This is a genomic window from Pseudoponticoccus marisrubri (genome assembly GCF_001482405.1).
GTDB lineage: Bacteria > Pseudomonadota > Alphaproteobacteria > Rhodobacterales > Rhodobacteraceae > Pseudoponticoccus > Pseudoponticoccus marisrubri.
The window spans coordinates 60,821-79,014 of the sequence record NZ_LPXO01000001.1 but is presented as its reverse complement, the minus strand read 5'-3'; the positions used below and the strand labels follow the sequence as shown (position 1 = coordinate 79,014).

The 18,194-nt window shown below is 66.1% G+C and carries 19 protein-coding genes; 7 read left to right on the top strand and 12 right to left on the bottom strand.

What is annotated here, in order from left to right; translation table 11 throughout:
* Nucleotides 1–25: 25 nt before the first annotated feature.
* Nucleotides 26–538, bottom strand: coding sequence for a glutathione peroxidase (locus AVJ23_RS00385; protein WP_058860179.1), 513 nt, complete (start codon nt 536–538; stop codon nt 26–28).
* A 114-nt stretch (nt 539–652) separates the two neighbouring features.
* On the opposite strand from AVJ23_RS00385, the gene AVJ23_RS00380 reads away from it, so the two are divergent.
* Together AVJ23_RS00380 and AVJ23_RS00375 are read left to right on the top strand one after the other, a co-directional pair.
* Nucleotides 653–955, top strand: coding sequence for a DUF4389 domain-containing protein (locus AVJ23_RS00380; RefSeq protein WP_058860178.1), 303 nt, complete (start codon nt 653–655; stop codon nt 953–955).
* Nucleotides 956–975: 20 nt separating this feature from the next.
* On the top strand, nt 976–1,245 hold the full coding sequence (locus AVJ23_RS00375; RefSeq protein ID WP_058860177.1) for a DksA/TraR family C4-type zinc finger protein: 270 nt from the start codon (nt 976–978) through the stop codon (nt 1,243–1,245).
* Between the two features lie 105 nt (nt 1,246–1,350).
* On the opposite strand, the gene AVJ23_RS22690 is transcribed toward AVJ23_RS00375, so the two are convergent.
* The 10 genes from AVJ23_RS22690 to AVJ23_RS00335 all read right to left on the bottom strand — a co-directional run bounded on the left by AVJ23_RS22690 (nt 1,351) and on the right by AVJ23_RS00335 (nt 10,989).
* Nucleotides 1,351–1,686, bottom strand: a complete 336-nt coding sequence (locus AVJ23_RS22690; RefSeq protein ID WP_157772585.1) for a hypothetical protein — start codon at nt 1,684–1,686, stop codon at nt 1,351–1,353.
* Nucleotides 1,667–2,077, bottom strand: a complete 411-nt coding sequence (locus AVJ23_RS22685) for a hypothetical protein (protein WP_169795918.1) — start codon at nt 2,075–2,077, stop codon at nt 1,667–1,669. The genes AVJ23_RS22690 and AVJ23_RS22685 overlap by 20 nt, the downstream gene beginning before the upstream one ends.
* Before the next feature lie 427 nt (nt 2,078–2,504).
* Complete coding sequence (locus AVJ23_RS00370) at nt 2,505–4,319, bottom strand: M3 family oligoendopeptidase (protein ID WP_058860176.1); 1,815 nt, start codon at nt 4,317–4,319, stop codon at nt 2,505–2,507.
* Between the two features lie 72 nt (nt 4,320–4,391).
* Nucleotides 4,392–5,264: a hypothetical protein gene (locus AVJ23_RS00365; protein ID WP_058860175.1), complete on the bottom strand. Its 873-nt coding sequence runs from the start codon at nt 5,262–5,264 to the stop codon at nt 4,392–4,394.
* Nucleotides 5,265–5,351: 87 nt separating this feature from the next.
* Complete coding sequence (locus AVJ23_RS00360; protein WP_058860174.1) at nt 5,352–6,944, bottom strand: ATP-dependent DNA ligase; 1,593 nt, start codon at nt 6,942–6,944, stop codon at nt 5,352–5,354.
* A complete protein-coding gene (locus tag AVJ23_RS00355) occupies nt 6,941–7,957 on the bottom strand; it encodes a ligase-associated DNA damage response exonuclease (protein WP_205626823.1) in 1,017 nt (338 codons plus the stop codon). Before AVJ23_RS00355 ends, AVJ23_RS00360 begins: the two co-directional genes overlap by 4 nt.
* 41 nt (nt 7,958–7,998) lie before the next feature.
* Nucleotides 7,999–9,138, bottom strand: a complete 1,140-nt coding sequence (locus tag AVJ23_RS00350; RefSeq protein ID WP_058860172.1) for a sensor histidine kinase — start codon at nt 9,136–9,138, stop codon at nt 7,999–8,001.
* Nucleotides 9,116–9,625, bottom strand: coding sequence for a methanogen output domain 1-containing protein (locus tag AVJ23_RS00345; RefSeq protein WP_058860171.1), 510 nt, complete (start codon nt 9,623–9,625; stop codon nt 9,116–9,118). Before AVJ23_RS00345 ends, AVJ23_RS00350 begins: the two co-directional genes overlap by 23 nt.
* Before the next feature lie 102 nt (nt 9,626–9,727).
* A complete protein-coding gene (locus AVJ23_RS00340; RefSeq protein ID WP_058860170.1) occupies nt 9,728–10,699 on the bottom strand; it encodes an alpha/beta hydrolase in 972 nt (323 codons plus the stop codon).
* Nucleotides 10,699–10,989, bottom strand: coding sequence for an SCP2 sterol-binding domain-containing protein (locus AVJ23_RS00335; RefSeq protein ID WP_058860169.1), 291 nt, complete (start codon nt 10,987–10,989; stop codon nt 10,699–10,701). Before AVJ23_RS00335 ends, AVJ23_RS00340 begins: the two co-directional genes overlap by 1 nt.
* Before the next feature lie 141 nt (nt 10,990–11,130).
* Here AVJ23_RS00335 and AVJ23_RS00330 point away from each other — a divergent pair, with 141 nt between their 5' ends.
* The 5 genes from AVJ23_RS00330 to AVJ23_RS00310 all read left to right on the top strand — a co-directional run bounded on the left by AVJ23_RS00330 (nt 11,131) and on the right by AVJ23_RS00310 (nt 16,175).
* Nucleotides 11,131–11,640 carry a tetratricopeptide repeat protein gene (locus AVJ23_RS00330; RefSeq protein WP_058860770.1) on the top strand — a complete coding sequence of 170 codons (510 nt, stop codon included), beginning with the start codon at nt 11,131–11,133 and terminating at the stop codon, nt 11,638–11,640.
* Between the two features lie 28 nt (nt 11,641–11,668).
* Complete coding sequence (locus tag AVJ23_RS00325; RefSeq protein ID WP_058860168.1) at nt 11,669–14,623, top strand: helicase-related protein; 2,955 nt, start codon at nt 11,669–11,671, stop codon at nt 14,621–14,623.
* The gene (locus AVJ23_RS00320; RefSeq protein ID WP_058860167.1) at nt 14,624–15,010 is read left to right on the top strand and encodes an RNA-binding S4 domain-containing protein; all 387 of its coding nucleotides are present in this window, start codon (nt 14,624–14,626) and stop codon (nt 15,008–15,010) included. It abuts the gene before it with no gap.
* Nucleotides 15,011–15,056: 46 nt separating this feature from the next.
* Nucleotides 15,057–15,395: a ferredoxin FdxA gene (gene fdxA, locus AVJ23_RS00315; RefSeq protein ID WP_058860166.1), complete on the top strand. Its 339-nt coding sequence runs from the start codon at nt 15,057–15,059 to the stop codon at nt 15,393–15,395.
* A gap of 273 nt (nt 15,396–15,668) precedes the next feature.
* Nucleotides 15,669–16,175, top strand: a complete 507-nt coding sequence (locus AVJ23_RS00310) for a CarD family transcriptional regulator (RefSeq protein ID WP_058860165.1) — start codon at nt 15,669–15,671, stop codon at nt 16,173–16,175.
* A 90-nt stretch (nt 16,176–16,265) separates the two neighbouring features.
* Here AVJ23_RS00310 and AVJ23_RS00305 read toward each other — a convergent pair whose 3' ends face one another.
* Nucleotides 16,266–18,143: a cation:proton antiporter domain-containing protein gene (locus AVJ23_RS00305; RefSeq protein ID WP_058860164.1), complete on the bottom strand. Its 1,878-nt coding sequence runs from the start codon at nt 18,141–18,143 to the stop codon at nt 16,266–16,268.
* Between the last annotated feature and the right edge of the window lie 51 nt (nt 18,144–18,194).

Below are 18,194 nucleotides of genomic sequence, written 5' to 3'. Positions count from 1 at the left end.
CGGCCCGTTGGCCGGGGTCTTTCCCCTAGTCGAGCAGCGGCTCGATGGCGCCGGTGATGCGGCGCGACAGCGGCTTGACCGGCGATCCGTAGCCCGCGACGAACTCGCCCTCCGGCCCGATCAGCACCTTGTTGAAATTCCAGCTGGGCTCGAAACCCGCCTCGGTTTGCAGCCAGCGGTAGAAGGGGTGCGCATCCCGCCCGCGCACCGGCGTGATATCGGTCATCGGAAGGTCGAGGCCGAAATTCACCTCGCAGAATTCCTTGACCGCTTCGGCGCTGGAGAGCTCTTGCCGGAAATCATCAGACGGCACCGCCAGCACCACCAGCCCGCGGTCGCGATAGCGGTCATAAAGCGCCTGCAACCCGTCATATTGCCCGGTGAAGCCGCAACGCGACGCGGTGTTGACCACCAGCACCGGCTGGCCGCGCCATTTGTCGAGCGACAGCGTGCCGCCATCGATGCTGTCGAAGACGAACTCGGCCGCTGCGGCGGCGCTGGCCATCAGGCCGAAGACAAGACTTGCAAGCAGTTTCATTCCGGACCCTCCTGTATGGCTGGCAAGATAGCCCGGCGGACACCGGGTCAAGCCATCCCCTTTGCGCGCGCGGTGCGATGCGCTAGGCTGCGCGAAAGCAGACCGGGGGCACGCATGTCCAGCGACGAAGACAAGATCCAGGGGCGCCTGCATGGCGAGCAACCCGCGGCCGAGGCCGAGAACATGGGCCTGCGGCTGGTCTCGATGGTGCTGATCTGGCTGATGCTGAGCCTTGCGCAGACGGTGCTGACCCTGTGCACCGTGGTGCAGTTCGTCATCATGCTGCTCAACAATCACCAGCCGAACGAGCGGCTGGCCGAATTCGGCACCGATCTCGGCATCTGGATGGCCAAGGCCGCGCGCTACCAGACCGGCGCCTCCGAGGTGAAACCCTGGCCCTGGACCGACTTGGACTGAAGACGCGGAAAGGGATCGACATGGCAGGGGGCTGGAGCCGGGATGGCGCAGTGAGCGAACAGATCGAGGCGTCGATCGCCGAAGAGCTGGAACGCATGAAGGCCCGCCGCGGCCCGCAGGGCGAGAGCCTGCGCGATTGCGCCGAATGCGGCGAGGAGATCCCCGAGAAACGCCGCCTTGCGATCCCGGGCGTCAAGCTCTGCGTCGACTGTGCCGCCGAGCGCGACGGTCAGGCGCGGCAGCGCGCAGGCATCAACCGCCGCGGCTCGAAGGACAGCCAGTTGAAGTGAGGGCGAAAAGGGTGGTTTTTGTTGGAGACACAGAGATATGGGCTCTGGCCGAAAAAACTCTCGAAGAGCATTGAGATCAACACCCGCACCTCAGACATGAAGCATTCAGGCGAGCATTTTCTTCTCAATTTCAAATAGTTCTTCTGAAATATTTTCAGCGTCTTTGTTAGGAAACACAACGTATGTTGATTCCTCCTCGATGAATCGAAAGGCCGCTGAAAGAATTGTCACAACGCAAATCTCCGCCAAGATGAAAATAATAAAGAAATAGCCTTCATTCAAAAATGATTGATATGTGATTGTTTTCCCTATGCTCTCGGAAAATGAGTGCAAGGTTGATCGAGGAGAATTCGAAGCCTTTAAAGCTTCGAGAAGAATAAGAAAGGAAAGTAGCATAGCCCACTTATAGTTCTCAACTCGCTCACTTTCTTTTTTTGTCATCCCACTGAAAGCCTTTGAGGCCGATCTTCATGTCATTTTCAAGTAGGTATTTTCGAATCTTACGACGGGCAAGAGTAGTATGGTGAGCCTTTAAAATACCCAAAATTTTTATTGTAGAAAATAAAGTATCTCTGAAAAGGGAAATAACCGCAACGACAAGCATAAAAATACCGACGACAGTGGGCAAAAGCACAAAAATGGATCCAAAAAATACCAAAAAAATGCCCGGAAAATTTTGAAGAACGTACTCCACAAACTTTGCTTCGAATATCGATGAGTCCGAATGAAGCTGACTGTGGAAGTCACTTACAATGATAAGAACGAGAAAGAGACACGTGCTTTCTATTGTGGAGGTTGGCTTGTATCGGAATATCTCTAAATGCTTATCCATTACATTTCAGGCAATAAATTTTATCTCATGGTTTCAAAGCGTCGGGTAAGGGCACAACAAGTAGGATCGATTAGCCAATACTCTCTCTCCTTCCTTTACAAGTTGCGACGCGAACATAGTGATAGTACCTGATATGTTAATGATGCAATAAGTCGATGCCAAGCTCTTCTGGGCAAAAACGGTCGTTTTTGTCACCTCAAGCGGCACCGAGGAAAATCAACTTGTTGCCCCGGTCAGAACCCTACGGTGAAACCACGCGCGTTCTGAGACGTTTGCGCCGGGGCTCCGCCCAATCCCGCGCCAAAACGTCGAACCAGCGGTTTGCTGGGCCGTAAGGCCCGGACCGCTGCTCTCCCGGGGCTCCGTCGGTTCGGACCTCAAACCGTCCCCCGGACGGTTCGCCGGGCCTTGCGGCCCGGACCGGTCCTCAGCCCTCCATCGCTTCTAGCTGGTCGATGAAGCTTTCGATCATGCCCAGACCCTTGTCCCAGAAGGTGGGGTCGGTGGCGTCGAGGCCGAAGGGTTCCAGCAGCGCCTTGTGGTGCTTGGAGCCGCCGGCGCGCAGCATGTCGAAATACTTGTCCTGGAAGCCCTCGGGCGCCTCTTGGTAGGCGGCGTAGAGCGCGTTCACCAGCCCGTCGCCGAAGGCATAGGCGTAGACATAGAAGGGCGAGTGCACGAAATGCGGCACGTAGCACCAGAAGCTCTCGTAGCCTTCCATGAAGTCGAAGGCCGGCCCGAGGCTCTCGGACTGCACGCTCATCCAAAGCGCGTTGATGTCGTCCGGGGTCAGCTCGCCGCCGCGGCGCGCCTCGTGCAGCTTGCACTCGAAATCGTAGAAGGCGATCTGGCGCACGACCGTGTTGATCATGTCCTCGACCTTGCCGGCCAGCAGCACCTTGCGCTCGGCATCGGTGGCGGCGTTGTCCAGCATGCGCTGGAAGGTCAGCATCTCGCCGAAGACGCTGGCGGTCTCGGCCAGGGTCAGCGGGGTGGAGGACAGCATCTCGCCCTGGCCGGCGGCCAGCACCTGGTGCACGCCGTGGCCCAGCTCATGCGCCAGGGTCATCACGTCACGCGGCTTGCCCAGGTAGTTGAGCATCACGTAAGGGTGCACGTCGGTGACGGTGGGATGCGCGAAGGCGCCCGGCGCCTTGCCCGGCTTCACCGCGGCGTCGATCCAGCCCTTCTCGAAGAAGGGGGTCGCGATTTCGCCCATGCGCGGGTCGAAGGCGTTGTAGGCGTTCATCACCGTCTCGCGCGCCTCGTCCCAGGTCACGGTGCGCGGGTCCTCGAGCGGCAGCGGCGCATTGCGGTCCCAGACCTGCATCCGGTCCAGCCCCAGCCATTTGCGCTTGAGCTCGTAATAGCGGTGCGACAGGCGCGGATAGGCGTTGACCACCGCGTTGCGCAGCGCCTCGACCACCTCGGGCTCCACGTCATTGGCGAGGTGCCGGCCGGTCTGCGGGGTCGGCATGCCGCGCCAGCGGTCGAGGATTTCCTTCTCCTTGGTCTGAGTGTTGTGCACGCGGGCAAAGGTGCGCAGGTTCTGGGCAAAGACGCGCGCCAGTTCGCGGGCGGCGGCCTCGCGAGTGGGGCGGTCGGGATCGGTCAGCAGGTTGAGCGTGCCCTCGATGGTCAGCTCTTCGCCGTTCACGGTAAAGCTCAGCCCGGCGATCGTCTCGTCGAAGAGCCGCTCCCACGCGTCGCCCACCACGCCCAGATCGTGCAGGAACTTCTCCAGCTCGTCCGATAGCTGGTAGGGTTTCATGGCGCGGATGCGGTCGAAGGCAGGTTTGTAGCGCGCCAGCGCGTCGTTCTGCGCGAAGAGCCCGTTGAGGAACTCGTCCTCCAGCCGGTTCAGCTCGAGCGAGAAGAAGACCAGCGGGGTGGTGTAGGTGGTCAGCTTTTCCTGGCAATCCGACAGGAACTTGGTGCGTTCGGCGTCGGTGGTCAGCTGGTAGTAGTGCAGGCCCGCATAGGACATGATGCGCCCCGAGACGGCCGAGATCTTCTCCTGACGCTCCACGGCCTCCAGCATGCCGGCGGCGTCCAGATCGGCCAGCTTGCCCTCGAATGTCTCGGCGAAGTCGCGGCAGGCCTGTTCCAGCCAGTCCAGGTCGCGTTTCAGTTCTGGGGCGTCCGGGCTGGCATAGAGATCGGTGAGATCCCATTCCGGCAGTTTGCCCAGGTCCTTGCCTCCGGCGCTGGCATTGGCGTCGTGGAGTGGCTGGATGCGCATGTGCGGGTCTCCTGAAATGTGCGTTGCCTGACAGCTAAGCGCTCGGGGCCCGCAGGTTCAAGGGCCGGCGGGTCAGAAGCGCGTCTCGAGCGTCAGATGCGCGGCGCTGCCCCGCGCCGTGGTGTCCGAACCCGAGACCAGCACCGACAGCGTGTCGCGCAGCCGGACATCCATCCCCAGCGCGTAGGCGTCATCGCGGTGCAGCTCGGTAAGCTCGGCGGCGCCCATCAGGGTCAGCCGGTCGCCCAGCGGCAGGGTCATGTCGAGGGCCAGCGCGTTGTCGCGGTTGTTCAGCTCGGGATGCAGGTAGGCGATGCCGACCGCGCCGCCCGCCACGTCGAACCGTGCGCCGATCTTGGAATTGGTATCGCGATGCTGGCCCCCGCGGCTGCGCGCGCCCTCGACCGCGGCGGCAAGGCTCCAGCCGGCCCCGGCATATTCCACCGCCACCGTGCCCGAGCGGAAAGAGCCCTTGACCGCGTCATGCACCGAGATCGCAAAGCTGAGCGGGCCCGACACCCCCTCGTAGGAGGCGCCCCAAGGCACGGCGGTGCGGCGCATGGCCTCGACAGTGGTGAAGGCGCGGGCATATTCGGCGCGCTCATAGGCGTGGTAGGGGGCCAGCCGCTCGAACCCCGAGGGCAGCACGCCGTCATAGGCCGGGCGCACCACGCCCAGCCGCCAGCTGTCATTCCAGGCGAAGGCGGCATAGGTCTCATGCGGGCGCTTGCCGTCGAGCGCGAAGAGGTAGGTGCCGATCTCGAAGCGCAGCGGCTGGCGCCGGGTCACGGCAAGCGACCATGTCAGGTCGACCGCCCCGATCGCGGTGCCGGACAGGTCGTCGGTATAACCCAGCGCGACGCGTCCCGACAGGGTGGAGGACTGGGCAGAGGCAAGTTGGGCCGGGCCGCACAGGGCCAGTACAAGAAATAGAATGCGGGTCATGCGATCTTTGGTCTGAACGGGATTGCGCGCAGCCTGTCACCGAACCGACCGGTTTAGAAGTGCGAATTCTGCCCGCTGTGCAGGATCTTAGCCGTATGTGGACAGCATGTCGCGCAAATCCTCCAGCGTGTTCGCCTCGTCGATGGGCTTGTCCTGGCGCCAGCGCGCCATGCGTGGAAAGCGCAGCGCGATGCCGGATTTGTGGCGCGGGCTTTCGTGGATGCCCTCGAAGGCGATCTCGAACACATGCTCGGGCGTGACCTGCCGCACCGGGCCGAAGCGCGCTTGCGTGTTGCGACGCACCCATGTGGTGATGCGGTCGAACTCGGCATCGGTCAGGCCGGAATAGGCCTTGGTGAACGGGACCAGCTCGTTGCCCTTCCAGACGGCAAAGGTGAAATCGGTGAACAGGTTCGCCCGCCGGCCTGAGCCCTGCTGCGCGTAGATCATCACCGCGTCGACCGTCAGCGGTTCGAGCTTCCATTTCCACCAGTCGCCCTTCTTGCGCCCCGAGAGATAGGGGCTGTCACGCCGCTTGAGCATCACGCCCTCGGCCCGATGCGCGCGCGCCTCTGCCCGGGTTTGCGCCAGCCCGTCCCAGCTGTCGAAGCCGATCACCGGCGAGGCGCGTAGCGGCGCCTCGGGCGGCAGGTCGGCCAACAGCGCCTCCAGCCGGGCGCGGCGGTCGCGGAGGGGTGTGTCGCGCAGGTCCTGCCCCTGATCCTCGAGCAGGTCATAGGCCAGCAGGATGACCGGCGCCTCCTTCAGCAGCTTCTTCGGCACGGTCTTGCGCCCGATCCGCTGCTGCAGGCTGTTGAAGGGCATGGGCTGCGTGCCGTCCCATGTCACGATCTCGCCGTCGAACACAGTGCCCATGGGCAGGAAATCCGCCGCACGCGTCAATTCGGGGAAACGATCGGTCATCAGTTCCTCGCCACGCGACCAGACATGCGTCTCGCCGCCGCGCAGGATGACCTGTCCGCGGATGCCGTCCCATTTCCATTCCGCCTGCCAGTCCTGCGGGCTGCCCAGCTCGGCCGCAGGGTCGTCCAGCTGGTAGGCCAGATAGAACGGGTAGGGGCGGCTCTGATCGGCGGCGGGGTCCTCGGCCTCGATCAGCGCGTGATAGCTCGTCCTGTCGGGCGTCCAGGATCCCATCAGCTTGTGCGCCAATACCGCCTCGTCCTGGCCCGTCGCCTCGGCCAGCGCGCGGGTCATCAGCTTGCGGCTGACCCCGATGCGAAAGCCGCCGGTGATCAGCTTGTTGAACAGGAAGCGCTCGGTCTCGTCCAGCTGGGCCCAGGCCGCGCGGATCCGGGCCGGTCGATCCTCGGGGGCGATGTCATGCAGGGCGCGCAGCTCGCCGATCCAGTGGCTGAGGCTGAGATCCGAGACCGTCTCGGGCGGTGGCAACAGCAGCGCGATCGTCTCGGCCAGATCGCCCACGATGGGATAGCAATCCTCGAGCAGCCAGAGCGGAATGCCCGCCTCCTCGGCCGCCCAGGCGCGCAGATCTGTCGTCGTGACCGCGCGCCGCGGGCGCCGCCCGGAAAAGAGCGCGATGGTCCACAGCTTGTCGTCATCGCTGGCGTGGCCGAAATACTCGGCCAGCGCCTTGGTCTTGGCGGTGGTCCGCGTGGTCTGGTCGATGGCCGAGAAGAGCGCCGCGAAGTCCTTCATTCCGCGGCCTCCGCCGGGGCGCTGTCCTCTTCCTCGCCGCCGAACTCGGTCGGCACGACCTGCGCGTTCCAGCCCCGCTCGTTCAGCCATCGCGCGAAGATGTCTGTGTAACCATGCGTGACATATATGTTTTCTGCGCCCGTGTCGCGGATCGCCGCGTGCAGCCCGTCCCAGTCGGCATGGTCCGAGATGACAAAGCCGCGATCCATGGCGCGCCGCCGCCGGATGCCCCGCAACCGCATCCAGCCCGAGGCGAACCCGGTCGAGGCCGGCCGGAACCGCCGCGCCCATTGCGACCCCAGCGCCGAGGGCGGCGCGATGACCAGCGCGCCGGGCACCTCCTTGGGGTTCAGCGCCGGGGTGACATGGGTCGTGTCCGGCAGGGTGTAGCCCTGGTCGCGCAGGATGGCATTCGTGGCCTCGACCGCGCCATGGGTCAGGATCGGGCCCTGCGGCTCCAGCAGGCTCAGCAGGCGCTGCGCCTTGCCCAGCGAATAGGCGCCCAGCAGGGAGAAGCGCCCCGCCGCGCGGTTGGCCGCCCACCAGGCGTTGATCTCGGACGCGACACTGCGCTGGTCGTGCCATTTGAACACCGGCAGCCCGAAGGTGCATTCCGAGATGAAGCTGTGGCAGCGCACCGGCTCGAACGGCTCGCACAGCCCGTCGGGCGTGGTCTTGTAATCGCCCGAGACGACCCAGACCTCGCCCGCCACCTCGACCCGGATCTGGGCTGAACCGGGGATGTGCCCGGCGGGGTGGAACGAGACCTGCGCGCCGCCGATCTGCCGCGTCTCGCCATAGGCGATGCCCTGGGCGGTGATCTCGCCCAGTCGGTGGCGCATGACGGGCAGCGCGGCATCGGTGGCGAGGTAGTGGGTATGGCCCGGACGGGCATGGTCGGCATGGCCATGGGTGATCAGGGCGCGATCCACCGGGCGCCACGGGTCGATGAAGAAGTCGCCCGCGGGGCAATAGATGCCGCGATCGGTGAAGGTGAGGACCGGCTCTGTCATGAGCCCCACTATAGGCGCCGCGGCGCCGCTGACCACCGCGCTCAGACACCGATGATCTCGAACATCGCGCCGCGGCCGGGATCGCCCGTGGCGTCCATCTGCCAGCCATGGCGCCGGCAGATCGCCTGGCAGGTGGCCAGTCCCAGCCCGCTGCCCTCGATCTGGCCATGCGGGACAAGCCGTTGAAACGGCGCAAAGATCCGCTCCTTGCGCTCGTTCTCGAACCCGGTGCCGTTGTCTTGCAGCTGCAGCCGGTCGGGCGCGCCCGGAACGCGGCGCAGCAGGATTTCGGGGGCGCGGTCGGGCGCGCGGTATTTCAGGGCGTTCGAGACGAGGTTCTGGAGCAGTTGGCGGAAGAGCACCGGCTCGGCCTCGACCATGCCGGGGTCGCCCTCGATGCGGATCGTGGCGCCGGTCTCGGTCACCTGCGCGGCCAGCAGTTCCTGCACCTCGGCCATGGCATCGGCCACGGCAACCGGTTCGCGCGCCAGTTCGACCGTATCGGTGCGGGCCAGTTGCAGCAGGTCCGAGATCAGGCGCTCCAGCCGGCCGGCGGCACGGGAGGCGATGGCCAGGTCCTCGCGGCTGTCCTCGGGCAGGTCATGGCCCAGGTCCTCCTCGAGGAAGGAGAGACAGTTGGCGATGCTGCGCAGCGGTGCCTTCAGGTCATGGGCGGCGGCATGGCTGAAGCGTTCGAGCTCGGCATGTTTCTCCTTCAGGCGCCGGTTCAGCTCGCGGGCGCGGGCGGCGCGTTCATTGGCCTCGCGCAGGCGCAGGTTGAGGCTGGTGAAGACGGTGTCGAGCGTCGATCCGGGCGCCTCGACCAGCAGGAATTGCGGCGCGATGACGGTGCCGTCGCGCAGCGGGCAGACCTCGAAGCTTTGCAGGCGCTTGGCGCCCTCGCAGGGGTGGCGGGGCGTCAGCGTCAGCCGGTTGCCTGTGGCCGCGGCCTTGATGTCGTCCAGCAACCGGTCCGAGCGGCCACGAAACAGCGCCTCGAGCAGGCAGGGCGCGCCCGGGTCGGGGCGGGCCGGCGGGTCGATCCGCTGCCGCAACGCGGCATTGCAGCCCAGAACCAACCCCGCGCGCGACACGATCAGGGCGGGACGGGGCAGGGCGTGAAAGGCCAGGTCGCAGCGCGGCCCGGCGCGGTCCGCCTCAACCGAAATACGCGCGTCCATCCTCGCCCTCGTTGAAATGCACGACGACGCGGCACCCGTCATGTCCCTCGGCGATGGTCTGGTCCAGCGTGACACGGGCATAGCCCAGGTTCGCCGCGGCGATGCGGCCGAAGACATTCGATGTCATCATGCAGAGCGAACGGCGCCCGGCGACGTAGCGGCCGAAGGGGCAGGCGGTGTTGGTCAGCACGATCCGGTCGGGGTCGATGCTGTCGATGGCAAAGCCGCCGCGTATTCGACGCTTGAGATCGACCAACGCCTCGGCCACCTGGTCCCGGCTCAGCTGCGGCGTGCCGGCGGCGGCGCGATACTCGGCATTCATGGCATTGCCGATGCGGTTGCCGACGAGGGCGATGAACCCCTCGGCCTCTTCCAGGCCCACCGTTTCCTCAAGTAGGCCGGTCAGTTCGTGCAGCAATTCGCGCACGAACCTGTCGCGGTCGCGGTCGCTGTGCATCCGGGCAAAGGCGGGGCAGTGCTGGGTCATCGACGCTCTCCCGTTCGGGGCAGGAACAGGACAGCACGCGCCGGTTAAGCCCGGTTTAACGGGCCCCGGTCAAAAGGTGTCAATTGTCTGGATCCCGTCCAATCAGGCGCGGGCCTTGGCACCGGCGCGGCTGTCGCCTGCCGTGTCGAACAGCGCGGTGATTTCGGCCATCAGGCGTGCGCGCGTTTTGGGCGCCTCCATCAGCACCTCGTGTTCGCCGCGCTCGACCCATTCCAGCCGTCCGCCCGGCCAGCGCGCCATGCGCGCGCGGATGCGGTCGAGATCGACGATGCGCTCGTTCGTGCCTGTCAGGCAGAGGCAGGGCTGGGTGGGCGAGGCGCGTCGCGCCAGCCGTCGGGTCTCGGCCAGCGCCTCGTGCAGCCAGTTCAGCGAGGGGCCGCCCAGCTGCAGGTCGGGGATCGCCAGCACCTGCCGGCGCATGTAGTCGAACATCTCGGGATCGGTGGTCAGCAGGTTGTCCTCGAAATCGGCCGAGGCGACATAGCTGTCGGCCCCGGTGCCGGGGACAAAAAGATGGCTGGCGCCCAGCGACTTGGACATGCGGCTGATCGCCCAGGCGGCGGGGCGGACCGGGTTCGAGATGCGGATGCCCCACATCGGCCCGGTGAACACGCTCGACGCCACGTCGAGCCCGTCCATCATGGCGCGCAGCCCGATGCAGCCGCCCATGGAATGCGCGATCAGGTGGCGGGGGCCGGGCACCTCCAGCGTGTCGGCCAAGGCCAGCATGGCCTGCACGTCGCGCTGGTAATCCTCGAACACCGCCACGTGGCCGGTGCGGCGCTCATCCAGCATCCGGTCGGCCAGCCCCTGTCCGCGCCAGTCGATGGCCAGCGTGCCATAGCCCGCGGCGGCCAGATCGGCCGCGGTGCGGCCGTATTTCTCGACATACTCGGTGCGGCCGGGAAAGAGCAGCACCGTGCCCCGCGCCCCGTCGGAGGGGAAATGCGCGACCCGCAGCCGAAGCCCGTCAGAGGCCGTGACCCAGTAGGCGCGGGCATGGTCGGGGCCTTCGGAGAGGTCGGCGTGAAAGGGCGCGGGGACGAGATCCATCAGGCGAGCGCCTGGGCCAGGCGCATCGCAGCCTGCATGTCGCCATCCACCGTCAGCTTGCCCGACATGAAGGCGCTGGTGGGATCGGTCTCGCCCGACAGGATCGACTGGAAGGTGTCCTGGTCGGCGCTCAGGGTGACCTCTGCCTCGTCATCGCCGGCGCGGGCGCCGGATTCGTCGATGATCAGGCTGCCCTCGTCCTCGATCACGAACTTGGCGGTTCCCTCGAACCCCTGTCCGTCCATTTTCTCGTTGAGGGCCGCGACGGCCGCGCTCACAGTGTCGCTCATGGTATCTCCTTACACTCCCATTCGGCGCTCTCGGAATCGTGCGCTGGCAAATGACGGCCGGGACGCTAAACTCCAAGTCACGTTATGAGCACGGGCTACATGGAATTCAAATCTACCTTCGCGGCAATCGCCACCCTAGTCATGTTTTCCCTACCTCCCGCCGCGCTGGCGCAGGAGCGGACGGCGGAACTGCTGGACGAGTTGGCCCAAGCCGAGACCGAGGCGGCGGCGCGGCGGCTGGAGAGACAGCTGATGTCGGAATGGTCGAAATCGGGCTCGCCGGCGATGGACCTGCTGCTCAAGCGCGGTCGTGACGCGCTGGAGGTTGACGAGGTCGGCGCCGCGATCGAGCATTTCCGCGCCCTGACCGACCACGCGCCCGGCTTTGCCGAGGGCTGGCACGGGCTGGCGCTGGCCTATTACCAGTCCGAGCGCTTCGGGCCGGCCATGGATGCGCTGGGCCGGGCGCTGGAGCTCAACCCGCAGCATTTCGGCGCGCTGCGCGGGGTGGGGGCGATCCATGAACAGATCGGCAACCGTGCCCTTGCGTATCAGGCATATGAGCGGGTACTTGAACTCAGGCCGCATGACTCGGATGTCGAACAGGCACTGGGCCGGCTGGAACGCGCCGTGAAGGGCATCCGCCTCTAGCGCGCGCCTGAGCAAGGAAGGCGGGCCAATGGCCCAGAGAGCCCGGATCGCGGCCGTCCTCGGCCCGACCAATACAGGCAAGACCCATTACGCGATCGAGCGCATGCTGGGCTACCGTTCCGGCATCATCGGCCTGCCGTTGCGGCTGCTCGCGCGCGAGGTCTATGACAAGATCGTGGCCATCCGCGGGCCCTCGGTCGTGGCGCTGGTCACGGGCGAAGAGCGGATCGTCCCGCCGCGCACCCAGTATTGGGTCTGCACCGTCGAGGCCATGCCCGAGGGGATGGGCGCCGATTTCGTCGCCGTGGACGAGATCCAGCTTTGCGCCGATCCCGAGCGCGGCCATGTCTTCACCGACAGGCTGCTGCGCATGCGCGGCACGCACGAGACGCTGTTCCTGGGCTCGGACACGATGCGCGGCCCGATCGCGGCGCTGGTGCCCGGCGTGGAATACATGCGCCGCGAACGGATGAGCCAGCTGGCCTATTCGGGATCGAAGAAGATCAGCCGGCTGCCCGCGCGCAGCGCCATCGTCGGTTTCTCGGTCGACAATGTCTATGCCATCGCCGAGCTGCTCAAGCGCCAGAAAGGCGGGGCGGCCGTGGTGATGGGGGCGCTGTCACCGCGCACGCGCAACGCGCAGGTGGATCTCTACCAGAACGGCGAGGTCGACTACCTGGTCGCGACTGACGCGATCGGCATGGGGCTGAACCTCGACATCAACCACGTGGCGTTCTCGTCGCTGACCAAGTTCGACGGCCGCCGCATGCGCCCTCTGCAGCCCAACGAGCTGGCCCAGATCGCCGGCCGAGCGGGGCGCGGCATGACCAACGGCACCTTCGGCGTCACCGGCGAGGCGGGGCCCATTCCCGAGGAATGGGCGCAGGCCATCTGCAACCACCAGTTCACGCCGCTGAAGAAGCTCAACTGGCGCAGCGCCGAGCTGCGCTTCGGCTCCATCGACGCGCTGGAGCGCAGTCTGGACGTGGCGCCCGATCACGAGCACCTGGTCAAGGCGCGCGAGGCCGACGACCTGCGCGCGCTGCGCACGCTGGCCGGCGAGGCCGAGGTGCGCGCCCGCGCGTCGGACCCGAAATCGGTGCAGCTTCTGTGGGACGTGTGCCGGATCCCTGATTTCCGCGGAATCAGCCCGGCGGAACATGCGGGCCTGCTTGGCGTTATTTTCGGGCATCTGCACGAGAAAGGCAGCGTTCCCGACGATTTCCTTGCGCGGCAGGTCAACCGGATCGACCGGACCGATGGCGACATTGACACATTGTCGAAACGGTTGGCGTATATCCGCACATGGACCTATGTCGCGCAGCGGCGCGGCTGGGTGCGCGATGAAGACCATTGGCGCGGCGCGACCCGCGCGGTAGAAGACAGCCTGTCGGATGCGCTGCACGCGCGGCTGACGCAAAGATTTGTAGACCGGCGGACCAGCGTCCTGCTTCGCCGGTTGAAACAGAAGGAGGCCCTCTTGGCCGAAGTGAACGATAAGGGTGAGGTCACCGTCGAAGGGCATCTCGTCGGGCGGCTCGAAGGGTTCCGGTTCCGCCAGGACAAGGAGGCCACCGGACAGGAGGCCAAGACGCTGCGCCAGGCCAGCCTGCAGGCGCTGACGCCGCAATTCCATCTGCGGGCCGACCGGTTCTACAACGCACCCGACACCGAGATCGACTTCACCGAGCAGGGCGGCCTGATGTGGGGCGACCAGGCCGTGGGCAAGCTGGCCAAGGGCGACGATCCGCTCAAGCCGCGCGTGGTGGCCTTTGTCGATGACGAGGCCGGGCCCGACGTGGCGCAGAAAGTGGAACGCCGCCTGCAGCATTTCATGGACCGCAAGATCGCCGCGCTGTTCGAGCCGCTGGTCAAGATGCAGGGCGACGAGGCGCTGAGCGGGCTGGCCCGCGGCTTTGCCTTCCGCCTGGTCGAGGCGATGGGCGTGCTGCCCCGGGCCGAGGTCGCCGACGAGGTCAAGGCGCTCGATCAGGATGCGCGCGGCAGCCTGCGCAAGCACGGCGTGCGCTTCGGCCAGTACACGATCTTCATGCCGCTGCTGCTGAAGCCCGCGCCGACCCGCCTGCGGCTGGTGCTGTGGAGCCTCGGCAACGGGCTGGACGAATTCCCCGAGGCGCCGCCGCCGGGTCTGGTGACCGTGCCCAACATGGACGAGGTGCCGGCGCAGCATTACGACCTTGCCGGCTATCGCAAGGCCGGGGCCCGCGCGATCCGCATCGACATGCTGGAACGGCTGGCCGACATGATCCGGGCCGAGGACAGCCGCGGCGGCTTCGAGGCCAAGCCCGACATGCTGTCGATCACCGGCATGACGCTGGAGCAGTTCGCCGACCTGATGCAGGGGCTGGGCTACAAGGCCGAGAAGGGCGAGCGCGCCAAGGCCAAGCCGGCCGATGCCGTGATCTCGGCCGAGACCGGCGCCTCGGCCGAGGACACGCCGGTGATGGATGCCGCCCGGCAGGCGCCCGACGGGGTGCTGCCCGATGCGGGCGAGACGCCGCCGCCGGCCGATGTGGCCGAGCCTGTGGCGCAGCTGGAAGACCAGGGCGAGGCGCCCGTTTCGGCCGAACCGGCCGAACCCGTGGCCGAGACCCCGGTCCCCGACACGCCCGAGGAAGAGGTGCTGCCCGGTCAGGCCCCGGACGAGGCCATCGCCGGCCCCGAGATGGAGGTGTTCTACACCTTCACGTGGGGCGGCAATCGCGGTGGCAATCGCCGCGGCGGCAAGCCCCGGCGCGAGGCGCGCGGCGGCGACCGCCCCGAGGGCGGCAAGCGGCGCGACGACCGGTCCGGCGGCGACCGGCCTCGTGGCAAGGGCAAGGGGCCGAAAGGCAAGGGCAAGGGCGGCAAACCCGATGCCGGCGCCAAGACCTACCAGTCCCGCCCGCCGCGCAAGGAAAAGCAGATCGACCCCGACAACCCCTTTGCCGCCGCGCTCATGGGGCTGAAGGACAAGACCTGAGTGACCGAACCGGTCGAACGGATCCGCATCGACAAGTGGCTCTGGCACGCGCGGTTCTTCAAGACCCGCTCGCTGGCCGCCAAGGTGGCGGCCGGCGGCCATGCGCGGGTCAATGCGCGCCCGATCTCGAAGGCTTCGGTCGCGGTTGGGCCGGGCGACGTGCTGACCTTTGCCCAGGGGCGCGACGTGCGCGTGATCCGCATCAAGGCGATCGGTACGCGCCGCGGCCCCGCGCCCGAGGCGCAGGCGCTCTACGAGGATCTTGATCCGCCCAAGCCGCGCGACCCGGCCGAACCCGCCCCGGTGCAGCGGCTGGAGGGCAATGCCCGCCCCACCAAGCGCGACCGCCGGAAACTGGACCAAGATCGGTCCCGGACGCTTGAATGATCCGGGCCCCTGAATTAGCTAGGCGGTAGAAGAGCCGAGAGAGCCCATGACCTACATCGTCAACGATAATTGCATCGCCTGCAAATACACCGACTGCGTCGAGGTCTGCCCCGTGGATTGTTTCTACGAGGGCGAGAACATGCTGGTGATCCATCCCGACGAATGTATCGATTGCGGCGTCTGCGAGCCGGAATGCCCCGCTGACGCGATCCGCCCGGACACCGAACCGGACATGGAAAAGTGGGTCGAGTTCAACCGCAAGTATTCCGAGATGTGGCCGGTCATCATCACCAAGAAGGACCCGCTGCCCGAGGCCGACGCCCGCGACGGCGAGCCCGACAAGCTCAACAAGTACTTCTCGGAAAAGCCCGGCGAGGGCGGCTGACGATTCGGGATCACATCCCGTTGATTTGCGTGAAGAGCGCTGGCCAAGCCCTTGGCCGCGCACTAGCTTTCGGCGCTTGCCGAGGGACTCGCCTTGGCGCTTGGGCTGTGGTATACCCTCACTTCACATGATGACATCACGCACAGGGCACGTGGCCGTGCTGCCTCTGGGGGCCTGAACAACGCCATATTCCGAGATGACCGGGAATCTTAGGGGTCCCCGTCGTCTTTTTTTGTCGCCTGTGTGACGGGTGAGCTGCAAGGAAGCGACTATATGACCAAAGCGAAAAAAGCCGAATTCCGTCCCAACGATTACGTCGTGTATCCCGCGCATGGCGTGGGGCAGATCGTCTCGATCGAGGAGCAGGAAATCGCCGGGCTCAGCCTCGAGCTGTTCGTGATTTCCTTCGAGAAGGACAAGATGACCTTGCGGGTGCCCACCCACAAGGCCACGGAAGTCGGCATGCGCTCGCTCAGCTCTCCGGATGTGGTGGATGCCGCGATGAAGACGCTGAAGGGCAAGGCCAAGGTCAAGCGCGCCATGTGGTCGCGTCGCGCGCAGGAATACGAACAGAAGATCAATTCCGGTGACCTGATCGCGATTGCCGAGGTTGTGCGCGACCTGCATCGCGCCGACGACCAGCGCGAGCAGTCCTATTCCGAGCGTCAGCTCTATGAAGCCGCACTGGAGCGTCTGACCCGTGAGATCGCCGCCGTCTCGGGCGACGAGGTCGCCGCCGCGCGCCAGGTCGACGAGGTTCTGGGCCTGCGCGCCGCGTAACCGGCCGACCGTCCGACAGTTCAAGCCGCGCGTCCCCTTGGGCGCGCGGCTATTTCATGTCCTGCGAAATGGCCTGTAAGAAGCGCCGCCTCAGGCGACGTCCTGCTTGGCGCGTGCCTCCAGCGCGGTGAAAAGCGCCGTCTCCAGATCCTTCTCAAGCTCCTGCGCACGCGCGATATAGGCGTGGTTCTCCATCGCCGGGACCGAGGGATCCCAGAGCTTGGCCAGCTCGCGCACCGTCTTGCGGTCGTGGTGGTAGAAGGTCTCCTCGGCGATGGCGGCCTCGTATTCGCTCATCCCCACATTCTCCAGCACGTAGCGCCCGGCGCGCAGCGAGCTGTCGAACATCTCGCGCACGATATCGTCGGCGCCGGCCTGGTAGAGCGCGTAGACATGCGTGCGGTCGCGGGCGCGGGCCACGATGTGCAGGTCGGGCCGCTGGCGCCGCGCATAGGCCACCAGCTTTGTCGTGGCCTTGGGGTCGTCCAGCGCGGCCACCAGCACGCGGGCCGTCTCGATCCCCGCGGCATGCAGCAGCTCGGGCCGGGTGGGATCGCCGAAGAACCCCTTGAACCCGAAGCGCCGCATCAGCTGGATCGTCTTCATGTCGTGGTCCAGCACCACGGTGCGATAGCCCGAGCTCTGCACCAACCGGTTTACGACCTGACCAAAGCGCCCGATCCCCGCGATGATCACCGGCCCCGCCGTGTCGATTACGTCGGCCTCGACCTTGGGCGCGGTTTCCTGGAATTTCTTGGCGAGGTAGTCGAAGAGCAGGAACAGAAGCGGCGTGATCAGCATGGACAGCGCGATCACCAGCAGCAGCCGGTCGGCCAGCGCGTCCGGCATGACGCGCTGCTGCAGCCCGAAGGAGATCAGCACGAAGCCGAACTCGCCCGCCTGTGCCAGCCCCAGCGTGAAGAGCCACAGCCCCCGCTTGCGCAGCCCGAAGACGCGGCCCAGCACGTAGAGCACCGCACCCTTGACCGCGATCAGCGACAGCGCGAGGCCGAGGATGATGACGGGTTCCTGCAGCAGACGCTCCACGTCGATGCCCGCGCCCACGGTGATGAAGAACAGCCCCAGCAACAGCCCCTTGAAGGGCGCGATATGGCTCTCCAGCTCGTGCCGGAACTCCGAGTTGGCCAGCACCACCCCGGCCAGGAAGGTGCCAAGCGCCGGCGACAGGCCGACCGAGATCATCAGCACGCCGATGCCGATCACGATCAGCAGGGCGGTGGCGGTGAACATCTCGGGCAGGTGGGCGGCGTGGATGTAGCGAAAGAGCGGCCGCGCGCCGTAGATGCCCGCCAGGATGATCCCGGCGATCACCGCCAGCGTGACCAGCGCCACGCCCCAGCCCGGCAGTCCCTCGACCAGCGACACGGCATGGTGCACCTCGTCATGGGCGTCGCCGCCGCGGCTGATCGAGCCGTCGGGGTTCAGCGACACGCCGGGCGCCACGGCCAGCAGGGGCAGGGCGATCAGCATGGGGATGACGGCGATGTCCTGCGTCAGCAGCACCGAGAAGGTCGAGCGCCCGCCATTGGTCTGCATCAGCCCCTTTTCCGACAGGGTCTGCAGTACGATCGCGGTCGAGGACAGCGCCAGCGTCATGCCCACGGCCAGCGCCGTCTGCCAGGCCAGCCCCAGCGCCATGGCGCCCACCATGACCGCGGCCATGGTCATCAGGATCTGCAGGCCGCCCAGGCCGACCAGCCGGTGGCGCATGTCCCACAGCGCGCGGGGCTCCAGCTCCAGCCCGATCAGGAAGAGCATCATCACCACGCCGAACTCGGCAAAATGCTGGATGTCCTCGGTCCCGACCACCAGACCAAGGCCCGGGCCGATGGCCAGGCCAGCCATCAGGTAGCCCAGAACCGAGCCCAGCCCCAGCCGCGCCGCGATCGGCACACCGATCACCGCGGCGCCCAGGAAAATGGCCGCTTGCGTGAGAAATGACTCCATATCTAGTGTCCCGCCTGCATTTGCGCCTCATCATGCGGCGCATGTCCAAGG